The organism is Rhodococcus sp. KBS0724 (assembly GCF_005938745.2).
Classification (GTDB): Bacteria; Actinomycetota; Actinomycetes; order Mycobacteriales; family Mycobacteriaceae; genus Rhodococcus_F.
Window position 1 is genome coordinate 3,264,359 of sequence record NZ_VCBX02000001.1, and the last position, 21,452, is coordinate 3,285,810.

At 62.9% G+C, this 21,452-nt stretch carries 16 protein-coding genes; all 16 read right to left on the reverse strand.

Annotated elements, in window-relative coordinates:
- Positions 1-22: 22 nt before the first annotated feature.
- On the reverse strand, positions 23-2,647 hold the full coding sequence (locus FFI94_RS15040; protein WP_138868566.1) for a LuxR C-terminal-related transcriptional regulator: 2,625 nt from the start codon (positions 2,645-2,647) through the stop codon (positions 23-25).
- Between the two features lie 132 nt (positions 2,648-2,779).
- Positions 2,780-3,730, reverse strand: a complete 951-nt coding sequence (locus tag FFI94_RS15045; RefSeq protein WP_138868567.1) for a sulfite exporter TauE/SafE family protein — start codon at positions 3,728-3,730, stop codon at positions 2,780-2,782.
- A gap of 231 nt (positions 3,731-3,961) precedes the next feature.
- Positions 3,962-4,996: a nucleoside hydrolase gene (locus FFI94_RS15050; protein WP_138868568.1), complete on the reverse strand. Its 1,035-nt coding sequence runs from the start codon at positions 4,994-4,996 to the stop codon at positions 3,962-3,964.
- A complete protein-coding gene (locus tag FFI94_RS15055; RefSeq protein WP_138868569.1) occupies positions 4,989-5,465 on the reverse strand; it encodes an OsmC family protein in 477 nt (158 codons plus the stop codon). The genes FFI94_RS15050 and FFI94_RS15055 overlap by 8 nt, the downstream gene beginning before the upstream one ends.
- Positions 5,466-5,627: 162 nt before the next feature.
- Positions 5,628-7,037 carry a YncE family protein gene (locus tag FFI94_RS15060; protein WP_138868570.1) on the reverse strand — a complete coding sequence of 470 codons (1,410 nt, stop codon included), beginning with the start codon at positions 7,035-7,037 and terminating at the stop codon, positions 5,628-5,630.
- Positions 7,038-7,198: 161 nt separating this feature from the next.
- On the reverse strand, positions 7,199-8,512 hold the full coding sequence (locus tag FFI94_RS15065; protein ID WP_138868571.1) for a CoA transferase: 1,314 nt from the start codon (positions 8,510-8,512) through the stop codon (positions 7,199-7,201).
- A gap of 18 nt (positions 8,513-8,530) precedes the next feature.
- On the reverse strand, positions 8,531-9,409 hold the full coding sequence (locus FFI94_RS15070; protein WP_138868572.1) for a 3-methyladenine DNA glycosylase: 879 nt from the start codon (positions 9,407-9,409) through the stop codon (positions 8,531-8,533).
- Positions 9,410-9,412: 3 nt separating this feature from the next.
- Entirely contained in the window at positions 9,413-10,501 is a 1,089-nt protein-coding gene (locus tag FFI94_RS15075; RefSeq protein WP_138868573.1) for a hemolysin family protein, read from the reverse strand.
- A complete protein-coding gene (locus FFI94_RS15080) occupies positions 10,494-11,873 on the reverse strand; it encodes a hemolysin family protein (protein WP_138868574.1) in 1,380 nt (459 codons plus the stop codon). The genes FFI94_RS15075 and FFI94_RS15080 overlap by 8 nt, the downstream gene beginning before the upstream one ends.
- A gap of 311 nt (positions 11,874-12,184) precedes the next feature.
- Entirely contained in the window at positions 12,185-13,621 is a 1,437-nt protein-coding gene (locus FFI94_RS15085; RefSeq protein ID WP_138868575.1) for a GuaB1 family IMP dehydrogenase-related protein, read from the reverse strand.
- Positions 13,622-13,624: 3 nt separating this feature from the next.
- Positions 13,625-14,506, reverse strand: coding sequence for a DMT family transporter (locus FFI94_RS15090; protein WP_138868576.1), 882 nt, complete (start codon positions 14,504-14,506; stop codon positions 13,625-13,627).
- Positions 14,507-14,511: 5 nt separating this feature from the next.
- Positions 14,512-16,020: a DEAD/DEAH box helicase gene (locus FFI94_RS15095; RefSeq protein WP_138868577.1), complete on the reverse strand. Its 1,509-nt coding sequence runs from the start codon at positions 16,018-16,020 to the stop codon at positions 14,512-14,514.
- A 62-nt stretch (positions 16,021-16,082) separates the two neighbouring features.
- Positions 16,083-17,540: an NADP-dependent phosphogluconate dehydrogenase gene (gene gndA, locus FFI94_RS15100; RefSeq protein ID WP_138868578.1), complete on the reverse strand. Its 1,458-nt coding sequence runs from the start codon at positions 17,538-17,540 to the stop codon at positions 16,083-16,085.
- 217 nt (positions 17,541-17,757) lie between these two features.
- Positions 17,758-19,770 carry a DEAD/DEAH box helicase gene (locus FFI94_RS15105; RefSeq protein WP_138868579.1) on the reverse strand — a complete coding sequence of 671 codons (2,013 nt, stop codon included), beginning with the start codon at positions 19,768-19,770 and terminating at the stop codon, positions 17,758-17,760.
- Between the two features lie 262 nt (positions 19,771-20,032).
- Entirely contained in the window at positions 20,033-20,986 is a 954-nt protein-coding gene (locus FFI94_RS15110; RefSeq protein ID WP_033232051.1) for a M56 family metallopeptidase, read from the reverse strand.
- 44 nt (positions 20,987-21,030) lie between these two features.
- Complete coding sequence (locus FFI94_RS15115) at positions 21,031-21,426, reverse strand: BlaI/MecI/CopY family transcriptional regulator (protein ID WP_138868580.1); 396 nt, start codon at positions 21,424-21,426, stop codon at positions 21,031-21,033.
- Positions 21,427-21,452 lie beyond the last annotated feature (26 nt).

Consider the following 21,452-nt stretch of genomic DNA (forward strand, 5'->3'; position numbering starts at 1 on the left):
GTGCTTTTTCGGCTTCGGCCGTTCAGATCAACTGCAGTGCATGTGCTTGTGCTATTGCCTCGTCGCGATTGTGTGCGCCGAGTTTCTTGTACAGGGAACGCAATTGAGACTTGATTGTGTTGGTGGAGAGATGAAGTTCCCTCGCCATCGACACTGAGGTCATTCCGAGGACAAGTAGTGCGAGGACCCGTTGTTCCCCACCCGTCAGGGTCACAATGTGCACGGATTTCGGAAATGATTCTGGAGTAACGGCTTTCATGAACTCCGAGAGCGCACTGGACCGAGTGGAGGCTGCCGCTTCCAGCGCGGCGATGTCTTCCGCGGCGATGGTCGAGAAAGGGCGCAGTAATCCGGTCTGGTCTGCGATAGCACACGCCTTCGACCACGCAGTGATCGCATGATGATGCTCACCGAGTTCCGAATGTGCAACTGCCTGAACCAGAAGGGATTCCATCTGCGCGCGCGGATAGGGCTCGCCCTTCCACTGGTACTGATGGCATAGGGTGATCGCGGACTTGTTCTGGCCCATACGTTGTCGGACGCGTGCGACCGACACCAGCGTCCACGGGTTGGTTCCAGCATCGACGATGCCCTCTGCCAGTGCTGCTGCCTTGTTTCCTTCACCGAGGGCCAGGAGTAGATCGATCTCGGTAGAGCGCATCAACGGCCCCGCCATGGACGTCGGATTGCACTGGCTGGGGTGGGCGGCGACTGTTCGACGTAGCAAGGACAACGCCGAGAACGCGTCATTGTTGCTGAGGGCGAATTGGCTCCGCGCGTAGACGGTGAACGCCCAGAATTCGTCCGCATAGAGTGCGTCGTTCTCGGTAGGGAGTCCGAGTTCGGTCAGCGCCCGTTCGGCACCCGCGAAATCGAGCGAATCGAGTGATGTCAGGGCACATGCCGTCAATCCCGCTACCTTGACCTGGGACTGCATCGTGATCTCGATGTTCCGATGTTGTTCTTCGAGATCCGACCATTGTCGTGCCCGGTGTAGTTCGCCGACCATCGCCCAGTTCAACGCCGCGGTACCGGCGGCGCTTCGCGCGATGTAGCCGATTTTCTGTGAACTCGCACCCCAGTAAGCCATTCGAGCCAAGCTTGTCGACTCGACAAGCCGGCCGTTCAACTGGAAGGTGATCGCCCATTGCGCTCGCATGGTGGAAAGCTGGGCGCTGATGTCGTGCCGATCGGATTCCTCGATGATGCGGCTCAGTTCGATCAGACGCACAGTGATGTCGACTGCGCGTTTGTATTCTCCGGCATGGATGAGCATCAGGGCCTGAATGCAACCGATGGTCAGAGCTGACACGGCCTCGGCGCTCGCTCCGAGTTCACGTAGCCCTTCGGCCGATTCAGGTAGTGCGGACCCAAAAGTCACCTGCTCGTCGGGATGTTGCAGGTACAGGTTTCGGGCGGCCCGGAAACTCGAGTGTTTGGCGGTGGACTCGGGCGGAATCTGTTGAAAGGCCGAGCGCACCAACTCGAGATTATCCGCGATCATAGTTGCCCAGTGCTTGTCGAGAATGTCGACTGCCAGTGCCCAGTCCTGTGCCTCGATTGCATAGTCGAGTGCCGATGCGTGGGCTCCGGCATCGAGTTGTGCGCGCGACAGGGAGGACAAACGGCCGGCCGGATCACTTCCCCCGACTGGATGGGACGTCAGGATGGATTGCCGGATCGCCGGTGCCAATCTCCAGGTTTCCACCACCCCGGTGTCGACATACGAGATAACCCCGGCAGCTTCGAGCGCGATGAGTCGATCCCGAATCTGCTGAGGGGATTCGTCGGATTCCAACAAGTATGTGACCGTATCAACGGTCAGTTCACGGGCCGGCGCCGTAGCGACGACGAGATCGTATTGTCCAACCACGTGCGCCTCGGCCGCAATACATTCCTGGGTGTAGTGCTGGATTACTCGTCGTAGGTTATGCCCGAGAAGATGTTCGCGTCCGCTCTCCGTCGGAAGGTTTTTGAGGACTGATATCGAGCGGCGTACCAGGACCGGTAACCCGCCGGTCATCGAGTAAATAGTTTCGATGTCGCCGGGAACCAGATGTGCACCGGAATCTTCGAGCACGCTGGTCGTGTCCGCCATGGTGTACAGGAGGTCGTGTGCGCTGATTGATTCCTGATCGATATCGAGTAAATGTGGTTCGGGAAACATAGTACGACCCGTCAACGTCACAACGAGATTGACGCATCGGCAATACCTGACGAGTTCGGCGAGGCTTTCGTCCAATCTGCCGTCCACCTTGTCCGGCCTGATCAATACCAGAATGACCGGGAGCGAATTGTCGCGGAATATGCGAACTATCGCAGTGAATGGATCTTGCGCCGGATCGATCACGGTATTCGGAAACGCTATTGCGGTGCTGAGGAACTGTTGCAGCACGTGCGCCCAGTACTCACCGGACGTCATGGAGGGAGCAGGCTCGGGGACCACGACGGAAATGCGCCCGGACGCATGAATCGTGCGCAACCACGAGGCGACGAGTGTTGATTTTCCGTAGCCGATCGGCGCGCGGATAATGGTCAGCGCAGCATGGTTGTCGAGTTTCGTGAATTGCGCACGGTGCGAAATAGACTCGGGGTGGGCACGCCGGTCGGGAATTGACGACCAATTGTGGCGGTCCTTACCGATCACCAGAGCGGACTCCTTCTACCGGCAGCTTTCGCGCCATGCGAACGGTTTGTCGTTTACTACCGTTTACTGAAGGATCTTAACCGGTCCTGGAATTTTCATCCTCGACTTCACTCGCCGAGCCCACTTGATAACTTATCGTTTCTCGGGCGCGACGGTCGGCTCCGTGATTTCTTTCTCGACGGCCAGTTCGATACCGGCGAACTCGCCTTGCGCTTCGGCGGCCGTGAGTCTGGATCGCTGCCACGCATAAACCAGCAATGCGGCCCAGGCTCCCACGATTGCGACATATCCGAGCACCGTGACAGCTCCGGTGATGTCGAATGACTTGAACAGTTTCTGAGTGTTGGTCAGCACGATCACACCGCCGACAGCCGTGCCGAGCAAGGTGGCCGGTACTCGACTGACCAGCCAGGCAGCGGCTGGAGCCGCGATGATTCCGCCGAGCGCCAGACCGGCGACAACCAGTAGATTTCCGGCTGATTCGCGCCCCAGCCCGACGAGAAAGCCCAACGACGCTGCCGATGCGACCAGGAACTCGGACGCACTGACCGACCCGATCACCGTGCGCGGAGCTGTTTTGCCACGCGAGAGCAAAGTGCTGGTAGTGATGGGACCCCAACCGCCGCCGCCGGAGGCATCGATGAATCCGCCGAACAGACCGAGAGGCGAGAGGAACCGAGCGGTGTGCGGTGTGCTGCGGGCATGCGCGGTGGCTGGAGGTCGGACTGAGAAGCGTAGTGCGACATACACGCCGATCGCGATGAGGATGGTCGCTGTAATCGGGACCGCTGCCTCGGTGGACAGGCCGGACAGCACCGTCGCGCCGATGAATGCCCCTATCGCACCGGGAACGCCGAGTTTTGCGACCAACTTCCAGTCGATGTTCTGGAACTTCCAGTGCGACAGACCTGACGCCAAGGTGGTTCCGACTTCGGCCAGGTGCACGGCGGCACTGGCCTGCGCGGGTCCGAGCCCGCCGATCATCAGCAGCGTGGTTGCGGTGACACCGAACGCCATTCCGAGCGCGCCGTCGACAAGTTGAGCGCCGACACCGACAAGTGTGAACAACAGCAGGTTGAACATGAGAAGACAGACTCCGAGCGAAGAAGCGACAAAGTCAGGGGTGCAGGCAGCGAGAAATCGCCGCTCAGCAACACGCCTGATCGAAGCATGCGCTACGACGAGTGGGCCAGAACGCCATCAATCCGAGCGCGAATGCCGGCGAGGCATCGGAGCTGGAATTCTGCACGTTGGGGTCCTTTTATCTCGTTTGTGGGTTCTGTTCCTTGCGAGCATAACCATTGACAGCGAAATTCAACCCACTGCGCGAGCGAACCGTCCCACCCGTTGGACAAGTTCGTCGAAGAACTTCACCGGATCGGTGCTCACCACGATGTCCGCATTGGGATCACGTTTCCAGTGCCCGACCCAGTCGGCGACGGTAGTTCCGATCAGAAGTGGGCTCTCGGTTTCGACGTCCACGGTTGCCGGCCTCAGTGTGCCCAGCGCCGGGTCCAATGCGATCGCGGCAGCAAACGGGTCGTGCATGTGGGCGAGGAACCCCTGGTCGTACTCCCGGTGGAACTCCATGTAGAACCGGATCGCGTCGGACAGATGCCGGATGACGCTGTTCGACGCCGAACTACGAACGTCGGGTCCGTCGTCGGGGGAAATGATCTCGTCCGGGGTGCTCCCTGCCGCTTCGGCAAGCCGGCGGACGTGTTCCGGGAACATCTCGATCGACTCGGTGACGTTGAGGCCACAAATGATCGGGCGACGGTGCGCGGGGACAACAGAAAATGCGTCGAACACTTCCTTGGCGGCGTGAGGGTCGACGGAGACGTTCCATTCGGCGGTGGGTGTCGTGTTTCCGGGGTAGTTGAACGAACCACCCATGACGACCAGTCGATTCAGCAGACGTGGAAGGTCTGGCTCGATCCGGATCGCGAGCGCCAGATTCGTCAGCGGACCGGTCACCAGCCCCGTGATCTGACCGGGGTATTCGCGAACCAGGTCCACCCACAGTTCGGTGGCGGTGCGTACCGACAACTCTCGCCCGGAATCGGGGAGTACCGCGTGACCTATGCCTTGTGGTCCGTGGGTTTCCTCGGTGGTCCGCAGCGGGATCACCAGGGGCACGGTGGCGCCCAGGGCAACCTCGATATCCGGGGATCCGCACAGTGCCAGCCAGTTGAGATTGTTGGCCGCGACCTGTTCTACGGGAACATTTCCCGCGGTGCTCGCGATCCCGAGGATCTCGGCTTCAGGGCTGGCCAGCAGATACAGCAGAGCCAACGAGTCGTCGATGCCCGTATCGACGTCGACAATCAGCTTGTGACGGTTACTCATCCGTTGCCGCCACCGTGGTGGGCGAGTTCAGGACGGGGAAGTTCACGGATCGCGCAATGAAGCATTTGGCATGAGCGGGACCGTGCAGAGCCTCCGCCTTGTCGACCATCGACGCGTCGGACACCAAAACCGTTGGGTGCAAAGTTACTTCGATGAACTGGCCATCACCGTCCGCTTCCTCGATCATCGTCCCGACCGGCTGATCCGTGTAATCGAGCACTACGACGTCGGCAGCGGCGGCCAGTCCGAGGTACCAAAGCATGTGGCACTGTGCGAGCGACGCGACCAGCATTTCTTCGGGATTCCACCGCTCCGGGTCGCCGCGAAAAGCGGGGTCGGAACTCCCGAGGAGTTCGGGCTTGCCTGCAGCCGAAACGGAATGGTCACGCGAATACGCTTGTGAGCTGGAGGTTCCGGTTCCCAGATCGCCAGTCCACTGCAGATCCAGGGTGTAGGTATGCGACTTCACATGTCCATCTTGCCTTGCAGTCTCGAGTTTCCCCCGCTGAGTTGGTCAGTGGTGCGTCGGACCCGTCCACGTTTGTCTGGAAGCAAATTCTTCGCTACGAGCGACGCCTGGTCGGGCGTCGCTCGTAGGAAGCACCTCGAGTGCGGAGTTATGCCGTCGCGGTCATGACCCGAAAATCGGGCCGAGGACCGAAAGAGACCCGGTCGAAGTTGGCGGGGTGGTATCGGTGACTTCGACAGTGACTGACAACGGATCTGAATCGCCGACGCTGTTGGAGGCTGTCACCGTGAAGGTGAATGATCCTGCCTTGGTGGGGATTCCGGACAGGACACCGGAATCGGTGAGTGTGAGTCCGTCCGGCAAAGTGCCGGTGGTGGTGACTGTCACCGGGCCGGGTCGCCCGGCGACGGTGAAGGCGTAAGTGCCGTAGGGCTGGCCCAGGACGCCGGCGGGCGGGTTCCCCGTGACAGTGGCTGCCTGTTCGATCCTGATCACCGACACCGAGCGGTCCCATGTGTTGGTGACGTAGGCGTGGCTGCCGTCGGGGGTAATGGCGACCGCGTGCGGACTCGCGCCGACTGGGATGGTGCTTGTGACGGTGTTGACGGTGGGGGATGTGGGATCGGTATCGATGATCGATACTGTTGCCTGGTTCGCGACGTAGGCGCGACTGCCGTCGGGGGTGAGAGCGACCATGCCTGGATTCCCGCCGACCGGGATGGTGCTTGTGACGGTGTTGACGGTGGGGGATGTGGGATCGGTATCGATGATCGATACCGTGCCGCTGTCATAGTCGGCGATGTAGCCGCGACTGCCGTCGGGGGTGAGAGCGACCATGCCTGGATTCCCGCCGACCGAGATGGTGCTTGTGACGGTGTTGACGGTGGGGGATGTGGGATCGGCATCGATTACCGACACCGTGTGGTCTGCGTTGTTGGTGACGTAGACATGGGAGCTGTCAGGGGTGACTGCAACCATGCTCGGACCCCAGCCGACGGGGATGGTGGTGACGGTGTTGAGGGTGGGGGATGTGGGGTCGATGTCGATTGCCGATACCGTGTTGCCCCCCCAGTTGACTTTGTAGTTGGCGACGTAGGCGTGTCTACCGTCGGGTGCGACCGCGATACCCAGCGGATTGTCGATCACTGGAATGGTGGTGGTGAAGGTGTTGAGGGTGGGGGATGTGGGGTCGGTGTCGATTACCGACACCGAGTGGCCCCACTGGTTGGTGACGTAGGCGCGACTGCCATCGGGGGTGATCGCTACCCAAGTCGGGCTCTCGCCGACCGGGATGGTGGCGGTGACGGTGTTGACGGTGGGGGATTCCGGATCGATGTCGATTGCCGATACCGTGTCGCCGGTGATGTTGACGACGTAGGCGTGGGCACCGTCGGGGGTGATCGCCAAAGCAGAGGGATAGTTGTCGACAGCGATAGTTTCGACGACGGTGTCCGCGGCCGCGGTACCAACTGCGCCACCGAAGATCATGGTTGTGGCCAGTGCTCCGACGCAGAAAGCGGCGGCGGTCCGGGCTCGACGTCGGGGTGGATGTGGCCGATCGAGTGCAGTCACAGGTGTTGCCCTTCCGGATTTACGCGCCCGTCAGGAGTGCGTAGTGGCCGCAGAAGGCAACCACCGGATTAGAAGATATCGGACATTTGACCTGCGGGTATGATCCTGTGGTGGCCATTTCTGTCCATCTCTCTCGATGGCCACAAGTGTCCTCGTGTGGTTTACCGAGCAGGGACGAACCAGCGCGGCTGATCAGATCCCCACGAATGCGCTGGTCGCGGGTAGTCGTCGAACTGGGCCAGCGCAGGTCGCGCGGTGGTGACTTCGCCATGTGTGACAACAACATCTGGCCCAGGTGCCTTGGCAGGCTCAGGATGCACGGTTCGGCCCGGGGCATCGAGGAGTCGTACCCCGGTTCGTGCTAGTGCTACGTCGACGTCACGGCCGTGCCCGTCCTGCTTCTGCAAGGTCAGAGCGTCCACGATGCCGGCAGCCAGGAAGTATCCCGTTGCGTGGTCGAGCGCTTGGGCGGGGAGCGCACCAGGCTTGTTGCCACCTTCGAGGAACGAGATCCCCGACGCGGCCTGCACGATCGAGTCGAATCCGCGTCGATCTGCCCAGGGGCCGTCCCAGCCCCACGCACTGACCCGTCCGTGAATCAGGTGGGCAGGGAGTTCTCCCCCGATAAGTGCTTCGAGGGCGCCCGGGCGGTACCCGGTCACCAGGACATCCGCGGTGTCGAGAAGTCCGCGGAAATGTGCGGCACCTTCGGAACTCCTGAGGTCGAGAAGTGCCGATCGCTTTCCTTGCCCGGTATCGAGGTGCTGCCATTCGATTTCCGGCATGCCCGGCGGATCAATACGCAGAACATCAGCGCCGAGTAGCGCCAAAGCGCGTGTGGCGACCGGTCCGGCAATAACGCGGGTGAGGTCGAGAACCCGCAAACGAGTCGAACGTGTGGGTGCTCCTTCGGTCTCGCGCACGCGGACGGATACGAGGGGCGCCGACCGCGCCGTGGCGTACTGCTCGCTCAGACGCCATTCGTTCTCGGTACGGACACGGACGGCAATGGCGCCGACATCAGCGGCACGCTGTTCGATCTCGATGGCATCGAACTCGGATATCTTGTGCACCACATCCTCTTTGGTGGCACCGTTGCCCAAATCCAGGATCGACAGCAGTCGGTCGCGATGGTGCGGATAGTTGCCGTGGGTGCGCACCCAGCCGTCGCGGGCGGCAAAGAAACCCGAGTAGGCCGAGAACGCGTCGACGGGTTGTCCGCCTATCCGCAGGAGTCGGTCGCTGGAGAAGGATGCGGCAATGCGTTCGGGATCGAGAGGCCACTGCGTGCGATCAAGCAGTTGCGAGCGCTCTATCGCCGACGCGAATGCAGCCACCGAACCGGCAGCGAGATCGAAGACCGGCAGATGTGCGGACAGGTAACCCCCGGACTCGGGACACGTGATCGAGGGGTGAACGTGCGCTCCGACGTCGCGCTGGTATTCGTCCAGATAGAACCCGTAGCCGTGCTCCATGTGATGCCTTTCAGGCGGTCAGTGCCCGAGTAGATCCCGGCACCGTTCGGCCAGCGTAGCGCGGAGCGGGGCAGCCCTTTCCGCCAGCTGTTGTTGTTGCCGAACGTATTCGGCACGGCCGGCGGGAGTTTCGATGGCAATGGGGGAGTACCCGTACTCGCGCAGGTCGTAGGGACTGGCACGCATGTCGAGTTCACGCGCCAGGAGTGCGTGCTCGAAGCAGGCCATCACCAGATCGGAATCGACGAGCGGCAGAAGTTTGAAGCTCCATTTGTAGAGATCCATCCCGGCATGCAGGCATCCAGGCTGCTCGTAATCGATCTGCGTTTCGCGGATCAGATTCAGGGCATTTTTCGGAGCCGCGTCCGGTGTGAAGAAACGGAACGCGTCGTAGTGAGTGCATTTGAGGGGCAAGGATTCCACCACAGCGTCGGTGCCCGTGGATCCCAGCCGTAGCGGAACCGACTGATGACGGATCGCTTCCTCGCCGCCTCGGTACACCATCGCCCACTCGTGCAAACCGAAACAACCGAGCACAGCGGGGCGCGTAGCCGTCTGGTTCAACAGGTTCCCGACGAACTCGACAGTGTGCCGGCGACGGTCGAGCACGGTTCGATCGACGCTCGCGCAACCGGATTCGTCGATGCGATACCCCGAGAACTCGGCATACTCGGATCCGGCTTCCAGTGCGACGCCGTATCCGGGGTGCCAGCGTCGGAGCTGCGCCGGCTTGAAGTTGTAGTACGTGAACAGGAAGTCGTGCACCGGGTGAGTGATACCGGCGCTACGACGCGCCCGGTGCGGCCCGACAAGCTGCTCCACTTTCTCGAAGTGAAGTGCTTGCCGGGCCGTCCACTCGCCGTGTGCGAGCGCGAGTGTTTCCACCGAACGTGTCATGGATCAGTTGTTCCGTTGTCCCGGAACGGCATCGGTTCCGCGGTGTGTGCCGTCGCGGACGGTGCCGACGTACTCCTCGAGGAGATCTTCCAGCGCGACGATGCCGATGACAACGCCGTCGGCGTCGGTGACGGCACCGAGATGCGAGCTGGCGCGTCGCAGGCCTGCCAATGCTTCGGCGAGTGGCGTGCTGAGCGGAACAACCGGCAACGGGCGAATATCCGACGTGGGTACAACGGTATCCGGCCCCGCAGCTTCGTCGAGAACCTCGTCGAGCACGTCCTTGAGGTGCACGTATCCGGCCAGAGTGCCGTCGGCAGCCCGGACGGGGTAGCGCGAGTAACCCGTTTCGATGACGGCCCGCTCGATGTCGCCCAGCGTGGTGCCGGTCGGAGTGAGCGGGATGGTCCGCACCTTGTCGAGCGGGATCAGAACTTCCGACACCGTGCGGTCGGTCGATTCGAGGGCCTGCTTCAACCGTCGGTGCTCTTCGGCGTCGATGAGTCCTTCGGATCGGGATTCACCGATCATCGCGGACAATTCCACCGCCGAGACGGTGACGTCGAGTTCGTCCTTCGGTTCGACCCGCAGCAGACGCAGAATCCCGTTTGCACACACGTTGTAGAACGCGATGATCGGGCGCGCGATCTTGATGAACCCGAGATGGATCGGCACGAGCAGCATCGCGGTCTTCTCGGGCCCGGCCAGCGCGATGTTCTTGGGCACCATCTCACCGAGCAGGATGTGCAGCACAACCACGAGCGACAATGCGATCGCAAACGAAATCGGGTGTAGCAGTCCGTCGGGTAGGCCGACAGCTTCCATCGGCACCTCGAGAAGATGCGCAATGGCGGGCTCGGCAACCTTACCGAGGAGAATCGAACAGATCGTGATGCCGAGCTGCGCGGCAGCGAGCATCAACGACAGATTCTCGCCGGCCTTGATGACGGTGAGCGCCCGCTTCTTGCCTTGGGCGACCAACGCTTCGAGTCGGTCGCGACGAGCAGAAATCAGCGCGAATTCCGCGCCGACAAAAAATGCGTTGCCTGCTAGCAGCACAACGGTGAGGAGAACGCCGAGAAGGTTATTCATCGTCGGACTCCTTCGTACGTTCTGCTGATTCGGGTTCGACATCTGCCGGTACCGGGGTGATGGTCACTCGATCGATACGACGGCCGTCCATCGAGGTGACTCGCGCAATCCACTTGCCGCGATGATCGCCGGACGCGTCGACGTCGGGCAATTCCACTTCGTCTCCCTCGTCGGGGATGCGCCCCAATTCGGTGAGCACCAACCCGCCGAGGGTGTCGTAGTCGCCTTCGGGTGCGGTGTACCCCGTAGCGGAGGTGACTTCGTCGATGCGCAGAAGTCCGGAGCAGGACCACCCGTCGCCGACGCGCTGGACGTCGAGTTCGGGTTCGTCGTGCTCGTCGCGCACGTCGCCCACGATTTCCTCGATGAGGTCCTCCATGGTGACGATGCCTGCAGTTCCGCCGTATTCGTCGACCACGAGTGCAACCTGCATGCCGTCGGAGCGGATGCGTTCCATGACGGCGTCACCGTCGAGGCTCGACGGGACTACCGGTACGCGCTGGGCGAGGCTGTCGACTCGCGTCGTACGCCTGCGATCGGCCGGAACCGTGAACGCGTGCTTGATGTGAACAACTCCGACGGTGTCGTCGAGGTCGCCGCGGACAACGGGGAACCGTGAGTAGCCGGTGCGGGACGCCGTCACGATGAGATCGGCGACGGTATCGGACAACTCGAGTGATTCGATCTTCACTCGCGGCGTCATGAGTTCTTCCGCTGTGCGGTCACCGAACTGCAACGACCGGTTGACGAGGAGCGCAGTGCCCTCGTCGATGGAACCGCGCTGCGCCGACGTGCGGACCAGCGAGCCGAGTTCCTGCGGGGACCGCGCCGAACGCAGTTCCTCGGCAGGTTCGATGCCGAGGCGCCGCACGATCCAGTTGGCGGTTCCGTTGAGCCCGTTGATCGCCCACTTGAAGATGAGTGAGAAACCGGCTTGCATACCGGCGGTGGCGCGGGCTGTCGGCATCGGCTTGGAGATCGCCAGGTTCTTGGGGACCAGTTCACCGAAGATCATCGAGAACGAGGTCGCGAGAACGAGGGCGAGAATCAAAGACGTTGTGGACGCTGCCGATTCGCTCAGGCCGACGGCCTTCATGACCGGGGTGATGAACCGGGCGAGAACAGGCTCGGCCAGGTAACCGGTGATGAGCGTGGTGATCGTGATGCCGAGCTGCGCGCCGGACAGCTGAAACGAGAGCGTCTTGTGCGCGTGCTGGACCTGACGGGAACGAAGATCACCGTCACGGGCAGCTTCGTCGACGGTGCTGCGCTCGAGCGCAGTGAGGGAGAATTCTGCCGCCACGAAGAGGGCGGTACCTGCGGTCAGTGCGATGAAGCCGAGCAGACTGAGAATGGTGAATGCGATATCCATCGATCATCGCCACCCAAGTGGAGAGCGGAGTGCGCCGGGTTTGTCTCCCGGCTCGCTAGAGGAGCCCTCCGAACCAGCGGAATCGGACGATTCCTCGGATAAAACGACGGGTGTTGCGCCGGATAAGTGTGTGGGTGCCTCGGGCACCGGGTTCCTCTCGTCGGGCCGAAGACTTCTCGGCTCTAGCGGACTCGGTCGGGTTGCCGATTGGCACCCGACCGAGTTTTCATTTGTTGTTTCCAGGTTCGATGATACCGGCGAGTGCCCGCGCATTGGGAGCCGAGCACCCGCCGTTCGTCACAATTGCCGATTCACCAACCGACGGGGAGGGGTCGTCCCTCGGCGAACCCGGCAGCAGATTGCACACCGAGAACTGCCTTGTCGTGCAGTTCCTCGAGTGAGCGTGCACCGGCATACGTGCAGGTACTGCGCACCCCGGAACAGATCTGGTCGATCAGATCCTCGACGCCGGGACGCTCGGGATCAAGCCGCATCCGTGAACTCGAGATGCCCTCCTCGAACAATCCCTTCCGGGCGCGATCAAAAGCCGTTTCGGTGGCAGTGCGCGCGGCCACTGCGCGCTTGGACGCCATCCCGAAGCTCTCTTTGTACGCGTTGCCGGCCTGATCGACCTTGAGGTCGCCGGGCGACTCGTACGTGCCGGCAAACCACGAGCCGATCATCACGTTCGACGCACCAGCAGCCAGAGCAAGCGCAACGTCGCGCGGATGCCGCACTCCGCCGTCGGCCCACACGTGCTTACCCAATTCGCGTGCTGCCGCAGCGCATTCGGCAACAGCCGAGAACTGCGGTCGACCGACACCGGTCATCATGCGTGTTGTACACATCGCGCCGGGTCCGACACCGACCTTGACGATGTCGGCGCCCGCGGCGATGAGATCACGGGTGCCCTGCGCGGAGACCACGTTGCCTGCCACCAGCGGCACACCGAGATCCAGAGCTTTGAGCGTGGTCAGGGCGTCGATCATGCGCTGCTGATGCCCGTGAGCGGTATCGACCACAATGACGTCGGCACCCGCGTCGACCAGCGCTTTGGCCTTGGCACCCACATCGCCGTTGACGCCGACCGCCGCAGCAACGCGCAGAGCGCCGTTGGCATCTACCGCTGGGTCGTAGATTCCGGCACGAATCGCGCCGGTGCGAGTCAGAACCCCGGCGAGGGTGCCGTCCTCGTTGACGATGACGGCAAGCGGATCATGCTTGGTTTCGAGCAGTTCGAACACCTCACGCGGTGTTGCGGTGACCGGGGCGGTGACGAAGTCGGTGATCGCCACAGTACGGAGGCGAGTGAACCTGTCGACGTCTGCGCATGCCGCTTCGGTGACAACACCGAGGGGCTTGCCGTCCTCGACGACCACCACTGCGCCGTGCGCGCGTTTGGGCAGCAGGGCCAACGCGTCGGAGACGGCGTCTTCCGGGCTCAAGGTCACCGGAGTGTCGGCCACGAGATGACGGCTCTTCACGAACGCCACGGTCTCGGCCACCGCTTCGGTGGGGACGTCCTGCGGAATGATCACCAGCCCGCCGCGCCGTGCGACAGTTTCGGCCATTCTGCGACCTGCCACTGCGGTCATGTTGGCGACCACGACGGGAATGGTGGTACCCGAGCCGTCGGCGGAGGCAAGATCGACGTCGAACCGGGACGTCACGTCAGTCCGGTTGGGGACGAGGAAGACATCGTCGTAGGTCAGGTCGTATGGGGGGCGTTGCCCTTCGAGGAACTGCACGTTTCACGAGCTTACCGGCGAAGGCGCAGTTACGCCGATCGTTTCGCGTCCCTGCGACCGCGAGAGCGCGATTGTCGTGACGATCATGACGGCGACAGCGCAACCGATGACAACAATCCCGAGGCCCTCGACTCGTAGTCGCTCGTCGAGAACCGTCATGCCGAGGAACACCGCCGCGATGGGTTCGCCGATGGTCAACGCCGGCAACGACGCAGACAACGGACCCACCTGGAACGCGCGTTGCTGGACGTAGACGCCGATGGCCCCCGACGCGATGAGTGCCCACGTCTGCCAGGCGCTCACGACGCTGACGAACCCGTCCCCGAGTAGATCGGTGACGTACTTCGTGAACGCGACGGCAATACCGTAGAAGACGCCCGCCGCAGCGCCGAGAAGCAGTGCGCGCCAGCCTGCGTCGAGTTTGGACAAGCCGCCGATGGTCGCAACGACGGCCACGCCGACCGTGATCGTCAAAGGCACGGCCCAGTCCGACCACGGTGCATTGCTGTCGCCCTCGGTGGGATCACCGACAACGAGAAATACGGCCAAGGCAATCGCAAGCATGACCGCAAACGTCCAGGCGGTCCGCGTGATCCGGATGCCCGAGAACTTCGCCGACAGCGGCAGCGCGAACAACAACGACGACACGATCAACGGCTGAACCACCAACACTGAACCCAGTGCCAGCGCAAGCGCCTGCATGACGTAACCACCGCCGTCGCCGATCAAGCCGGCCCACCACCGCGGGCTGCGAATCAACGACGCGACCAGCGCGCCGCCCTCGGGTACCGACGACGCAGCCCGCTGTTGAGCAACCGACGCGCACGCGAAGAGCAGTGCGGCAGCGAGTGCGCAGATGATCGAGATCAGTGGAAGATCGCCCATAGATCTCAGTGTGCGCGTTTGCCTCCGGCTTTTCCGGCAGACGGGCGACCGGGATTGGGTTTACCTGTTCCGCGGCGCGGCGTGAGTCCCTTGGATGCGAGCCGCTCCGAACGCGTCGGGACGGGAGTGCCGTCGGCGCGGATCTTCTTCACCGTCTTGGGATCGGTGACCCGGCGCGAGGCAACAGCGCGCTTGTCTCCGTCTTTCTTCATGCGGCCACCTGCTGCCGTGCGGCCTGCGGTGTCGTGTTCCTGCCGCCCGCGCTTGGCCGTATGCGTGACCTCGACGCTCGTGTCGGGCGCTGCGACGGGGATCCCTGTTGGTTCCATGGCACCGGTGATGCGGGTGAGCTCCAGATCGTCGGGGCGGACCCGAACACTGTGGACTTTCACGCCGGCCGCCTTGGTCAGCTTCTCGACACCCGCGCGTTCTTCATCGGTGACGATGGTGACAACAACACCCGATTCACCGGCGCGCGCGGTACGGCCGGCGCGGTGCAGGTAATCCTTGGCCTCGGCAGGCGGATCGACATGGACAACGAGCGTCACGTCGTCGACATGGATACCGCGGGCCGCGACGTCTGTCGCGACCAGGACCGGCGTCGTGCCGTCGGAGAACGACGCGAGGGTCTTGGTCCGGTTGTTCTGCGTCTTCCCGCCGTGCAGAGCGCCGGCAGAGACACCGATCAAATGCAGTTGCTGCGCAAGACGATCCACACCGTACTTGGTCTTGACGAACATGATGGTGCGCCCCGCTCGCGAAGCGATATGGGCGACAACGGATCTCTTGTCCACCTGATCGACGAAGAGCAGGTGATGTTCCATCGTGGAGACCGTCGCAACCGGGGGAGCGGTGGCATGTGACGCCGGGTTGCGCAGGTAACCCGCAACCAAATCGTCGACTTTTCCATCCAGTGTCGCCGAAAAGAGAAGGCGCTGACCATCTTTCGGGGTCGTGTCGAGAATCTTGGCAACCTCGTCGATGAAGCCCATGTCAGCCATGTGGTCGGCTTCGTCGATCGTGGTGATCATGACGTCGTCGAGAATCACCGACTTCTGATCGAGCAGATCGAGCAACCGGCCAGGCGTGGCGATCAGCAGATCGACACCGCGAGCCAGAATGTCGGCCTGACGCTTGATCGGGACCCCGCCCACCGCGCTCGCTACCCGCAAGCCCACCTCGGTGGCCGCGTCGTCGAGCGCTTTGTGAATCTGAATTGCCAGTTCGCGGGTGGGAGCGAGCACCAATCCGCGCGGGCGATTCCGGGTGCTTGCGCCGCCCTTGAGACGCACCAGCATCGGAAGCCCGAAGGCCAAGGTCTTGCCCGAACCCGTCGCGCCGCGGCCGAGAACGTCGCGGCCTGCCAGCACATCGGGGATGGTGGCTGCCTGGATGGGGAACGGAGCATCAATCCCGTGCCGGCGTAGTGCGTGCACCATCACAGCAGGGATTCCGAGGTCGATGAACGAGCGCCCTTCGGTAGATGTGGGCGAGTCGATCGTCGATTTCGGCATTTGTCCAGGCTACCGGGTATCGGTAGACGCAGGTGACCGTGTCTACCGATACCGGGTGTGAATCAGGCCTCGATTTCGCTACGGTCGCCGCTCCACAGCGTGTGGAACTTGCCGGGCTTGTCGATGCGCTCGTAGGTGTGAGCCCCGAAGAAGTCGCGCTGACCCTGAGTCAACGCCGCCGGGAGACGCTCCGCGCGCAGACCGTCGTAGTAGGACAGCGACGACGCAAACGCCGGCACCGGGATGCCGAGCATCGTCGCGGTGGCGACAACACGACGCCAGCTGTCGATTCCGGCTTCGATGGCCTCACGGAAGTACGGAGCCAGAATCAAGCTCGGCAGCGACGGATCAGCATCGAACGCGTCCTTGATGCGGTTGAGGAACTGCGCCCGGATGATGCAGCCGCCGCGCCAGATTGTTGCCAGGTCGGCAGGCTTGACGTCCCAGTTGTACTCGGCGCTGCCGGCAGCGATCTGATCGAAACCCTGCGCGTATGCCACGATCTTCGACGCGTACAGCGCAGCCTGGATGTCCGCTGCGAACTGCTCGGCGTCAGCCGGCTTGTCGCCGAGAGAGCCCGCGGCCAGACCCTGTGCCTGAGCTGCTGCGCGCTGCGTGCGGCTACCCGACAGTGCACGAGCAAACACGGCCTCGGCGATACCGGTGACCGGCACGCCCAGATCCAGAGCGGACTTGACCGTCCAGCGGCCCGTGCCCTTCTGCTCGGCAGCATCGACGATGACGTCGACCAACGGCTTACCCGTCTCGGCGTCCACCTGCCGCAGAACCTCTGCGGTGATCTCGATCAGGTACGACTCGAGCGTGCCCTTGTTCCACTCCGTGAAGACATCGGCGACCTGGCCGGCGTCGTAACCCAGAGCATCACGGAAGAGGTTGTACGCCTCGCCGATGAGCTGCATGTCGGCGTACTCGATGCCGTTGTGCACCATCTTGACGAAGTGTCCGCTGCCGTCAGGACCGATGTGCGTGCAGCACGGGGTGCCGTCGACATGCGCGGAGATGGATTCCAGAAGGGGGCCGAGAGCCTCGTAGGACTCCTTCGGGCCGCCCGGCATGATCGAGGGACCATTGAGCGCGCCTTCTTCGCCACCGGAGATTCCAGCGCCGACGAAGTGCAGTCCACGTGCACGGATCGCAGCCTCACGGCGGATCGTGTCCGTGTACAGCGAGTTACCGCCGTCGATGATGATGTCGCCAGGCTCCATCGCATTGGCGAGCTCTTCGATCACAGCGTCGGTCGGCGCGCCGGCCTTGACCATGATCAGTACGCGACGCGGCTTCTGCAGCGCGGCAACAAACTCCTCGACGGTCTCGGTGCGCACGAAATCGCCCTCGGAACCATGCTCGGCGATCAGTGCATCGGTCTTCGCGATGCTGCGGTTGTGCAAGGCAACGGTGTGACCGTGGCGGGCGAAATTGCGGGCAATATTCGAACCCATGACGGCCAGGCCGGTGACGCCGATCTGAGCTCGGGGTGATTCGGTGCTAGTGGTTGACATGCTTACAGCTTTCCCTCTCGGTCCGCGGCTGTGAAATCCTGCGCCTGGCGCAGCCGAAAAACTGTGCGGCCGCGACGCGCGTGAACATCAGACCGTGCATACAAAACACGGATGCAGATCACTTTATTGCAGTGACCTGCATCCGTCTCGATACAGCTTCCGGCGTGGCCGGAGTGTGATCAATATTCAGTTGGTGAGCCGCAGCTCAGCGCGCGTATTACCGCTGGTCGCGCTTCGGGCCGTCGAAGCCGTCGTAGCTACGACGGTCGGTGCGGCTGCGGAATCCGCCGCCACTCGTCGAGCCTGCACGTTCGCTGCTGTCGCGGTTGCCCTGGTACCCGCCGGTGGAGCGGTTGCCCTGGTATCCGGTGGAGGGGCGGCTGTCGCGGTCTCCGTAGGACGGACGGCTGTCGCGGTTGCCCTGGTATCCGCCACGCTCGCTGCTGTCGCGATTTCCTTGGTACCCACCGGTCGAGCGGTTGCCCTGGTATCCGCCGCGGCTTTCGCCGTCACGGTTGCCTTGGTATCCACCGGTGGAGCGGTTGCCCTGGTATCCGGTGGAGGGGCGGCTGTCGCGGTCTCCGTAGGACGGACGGCTGTCGCGGTTGCCCTGGTAGCCACCGGTCGAGCGGTTGCCCTGGTAGCCGCCGCGGCTTTCGCCGTCGCGGTTGCCCTGGTACCCACCCGAGGAACGATCACCCTGGTATCCGCCGGAAGAGCGGTTGCCCTGGTAGCCGCCACGTTCGCTGCTGTCACGGTTTCCTTGGTACCCACCCGTGGAGCGGTTGCCCTGGTATCCGCCGCGGCTTTCGCCGTCACGGTTGCCCTGGTAGCCACCCGACGAGCGATTTCCCTGGTATCCGCCGGAGGAGCGGTTGCCCTGGTATCCGCCTTCACGGTTGCCCTGGTATCCACGTGAACCACCGCGGTCGCCGAAGGAACGCTCGCCACGAGAAGAGCTCTCGCGCAACGGTTCTCCGGTGGGCTTCTTCGCTCCGGTGATGCGAGCGAGCTCTGCGGAACCCGGGGTGACGGGCACAGCAGCGGCGTTGACGCCGGCCATTCCGGTCAGACGCTTGAACTGACGCTTCTGGTTCGGCAGAACGATCGCAACGACGGTGCCCTTCTCGCCGGCGCGAGCCGTACGGCCTGCGCGGTGAAGGTAGTCCTTGTGATCAGCCGGGGGATCGACATGCACAACGAGGTCGATGCCGTCGACGTGAATGCCGCGGGCTGCGACGTCAGTGGCGACGAGCACGGGAGTGCGGCCGTTCTTGAAACGCTCGAGGACGCGGGTGCGCTGGTTCTGTGCCTTGCCGCCGTGCAGCGACTCTGCCGCGATGCCGACTGCGCGGAGGCGATCGGTGATGCCTTCGCAACCGAGCTTGGTGCGGGCGAACATGATCGTGCGTCCGTCGCGGGCACCGATCTCGGCGAGAACCGCGTCCTTCTGTCCGCGATCGACGAGAAGTACGTAGTGCTCCATCGTGTCGACGCTTGCGCGGCCGTCCTCGGTGGAGTGGGTGACGTGGTTGGCCAGGAACTGGCGGACCAGCGACTGGACCTCACGGTCGAGGGTTGCGGAGAACAGTAGACGCTGTCCGTCTGCCGGGGTCTCGCCGAGGATCGAGCGAACCTCGGGGAGGAAGCCCATGTCTGCCATCTGATCGGCTTCGTCGAGTGCGGTGATTTCCACCGAGTCGAGGATGCAGGTGCCCTGGCGCAGGTGATCGCCGAGACGGCCCGGCGTAGCGACGAGTACGTCCACGCCGCGGCGGAGCTGGTCGACCTGCTTGGCGAACGGCGTACCACCGACAGCGGGACGGACCGTGAGTCCGAGGGCGCCGGCGTAGGAGTTCAGGGAGTCGACCACCTGGAATGCAAGTTCACGGGTGGGGACCAGCACGAGTGCGCGGGGGCGCTTGGCGGCCGGGCGATCTTCGTGGCGCGACAGGCGGGTCAGCATCGGCAGGCCGAAGGCGAGGGTCTTGCCCGATCCGGTCTGTGCGCGGCCCAGAACGTTGGTGCCGGCAAGTGCGTCCGGGATGGACTGAGCCTGGATGGGGGACGGGACAGTGATGGAGTTACGGGCCAGAGCGGCAACAAGCTGCTCGGGCAGGCCGATCTCGGCAAAAGTAATGGTGGGTTCAGCTGAAACTGCGTCAGCGGCGGGTGTTACTACATCTTCGTCGATGTTCTCAGAAGACGACATTTGGACAGCGTTGGTCACGCGGAAACCTCTCCGGACTACGGGCACGTCGCGGAGCGGAAGAAGCCATGCTTGAACACACGACACAGTTCGCAAAGGGACGAGCCAGGGCACATGTCACCTGGCAATCCGAACGCATACTGCGGGGAATTGGGCTGTGTGCCGTTAAATGTTGATGAACCACGATGGTGGCCGGGCTCTACTGTACGCCACGTGCTGCCGGGAAGTCAGGTAACCCCGGCTGTGACCTGCACTACTACAGCGCGTTCTGCTGGTCAAGACCCTAGTACGCGTTGAGAAGTAAGCGAAGTTCGGTGAGCCACGGCACGGCGACGGCAACGGTGGGGACCACCAGAATCGTGATGGCGGCAAGATAGGCGCACACCGCAACACGGGGGTCGGCGGCATCCGTCGAGAGTCGCTGGACTCGAATCAGCGTCGAGGGGCCACCGGCTGCCATTGCGCCCCGCGGTGCGGTCGAACCTGCACACGCGACGAGTGCGCGGGCGAGGGGAGTTGGGCCGGTCACCCGGACAGCGGAATCGTCGGCAAGCAATTCGACCAGCAATTGGACGGATCCGAGGGCGGACTTGCTACGAACGAACCGGGGGAACGCATGATTGACGGCCGTGAACGCTTCGAGAACCAGATCGTGACGAGCACGCAGGTGTGAACGTTCGTGCGTGAGAATTGCCTTGACCTCGGCATGATCGAGGTTCTGCAGTGTTCCCTGGCTCAGGACCACACGCTGACGTATGCCGGGCAGGCAGTACGCGATGGGCTCTTCGACATCGAGAACTCGTAAGTCCGGGGTGCGCTCCACCGCAGCGGGCATGGCGCAGTCGTCGAGCAGATCCACCAGAATCCGGTGGCGTGCGCGTCGACGACGCGTTCGAACCCCGACTTGGAGGATCGAGAAAATCAGTTTGGCGCCGATGAGCAGGGTGAGTGCAAACACCACGACGTACAGAATCCAGAGCGGCAAACCGAGAGCGTCGATCTCAGCGGTCGGGGCAGTGGTCGGCCGGCCGTCCGGTCCTGGAACCAGAAGCTGACTGGCAATGGCCAAGCCCGAGCTGAAGGCTGACAACACCGCGGCAAGTGCGATGGCTTGCCACAGAACGAGCGCCGCGCGCGGCGCCCGGTACGGCCACGTAGAGCGGCTCAGGAGTGCTGGTACCGGGCCCGCGAGCAATAGCGCGAGGATTCCGAAAACCAGTGCAGTGGTGGCGTTCATGACCTAGTCATCATGCACGAAGAAATCAGCTGGGCCTAGAAAATCTACGGCCGCACATCTTTTTTCGCGGATTCGCGCACCTCGAGAGCGGCAAGTGCTTCGCGTAGTGCGTCGGCCTCGTCGGCGTTGACCTGTCCCACGAAGTGAACCAGAGCTGCAGCCCGACCGCCGGACTCCGGCGCCTGAGCCAGCGCGTCGACCATCAGACTTGCCACCAACTCTTCACGCTTGTTCACCGGGAGATAGCGATGTGCACGATCGTCACGTTGCTGAATCACCAGGTGCTTCTTCGCAAGGCGTTGCAGAACGGTCATGACCGTCGTGTACGCCAGTTCGCGATGTGTCGCGAGTGCTTCATGTACCTGTCGCACAGTTTGGGGTTCGGTTGTAGACCACAAATGATCCATAACCGCGCGTTCGAGTTCACCTAGACCTGCCATCCTTCGATTCTACGGACTTCCACGAC

Excerpts from the sequence above, each read along its gene's own strand:
- FFI94_RS15065 (WP_138868571.1), bottom strand. The coding sequence starts at position 8,512 with ATGGAGCACGGCTACGGGTTCTATCTGGACGAATACCAGCGCGACGTC.
- FFI94_RS15110 (WP_033232051.1), bottom strand. The coding sequence starts at position 20,986 with ATGAACGCCACCACTGCACTGGTTTTCGGAATCCTCGCGCTATTGCTC.
- FFI94_RS15070 (WP_138868572.1), bottom strand. The coding sequence starts at position 9,409 with ATGACACGTTCGGTGGAAACACTCGCGCTCGCACACGGCGAGTGGACG.
- FFI94_RS15095 (WP_138868577.1), bottom strand. The coding sequence starts at position 16,020 with ATGCCGAAATCGACGATCGACTCGCCCACATCTACCGAAGGGCGCTCG.
- FFI94_RS15045 (WP_138868567.1), bottom strand. The coding sequence starts at position 3,730 with ATGTTCAACCTGCTGTTGTTCACACTTGTCGGTGTCGGCGCTCAACTT.
- FFI94_RS15115 (WP_138868580.1), bottom strand. The coding sequence starts at position 21,426 with ATGGCAGGTCTAGGTGAACTCGAACGCGCGGTTATGGATCATTTGTGG.
- FFI94_RS15090 (WP_138868576.1), bottom strand. The coding sequence starts at position 14,506 with ATGGGCGATCTTCCACTGATCTCGATCATCTGCGCACTCGCTGCCGCA.
- FFI94_RS15050 (WP_138868568.1), bottom strand. The coding sequence starts at position 4,996 with ATGAGTAACCGTCACAAGCTGATTGTCGACGTCGATACGGGCATCGAC.
- gndA (WP_138868578.1), bottom strand. The coding sequence starts at position 17,540 with ATGTCAACCACTAGCACCGAATCACCCCGAGCTCAGATCGGCGTCACC.
- FFI94_RS15080 (WP_138868574.1), bottom strand. The coding sequence starts at position 11,873 with ATGGATATCGCATTCACCATTCTCAGTCTGCTCGGCTTCATCGCACTG.
- FFI94_RS15075 (WP_138868573.1), bottom strand. The coding sequence starts at position 10,501 with ATGAATAACCTTCTCGGCGTTCTCCTCACCGTTGTGCTGCTAGCAGGC.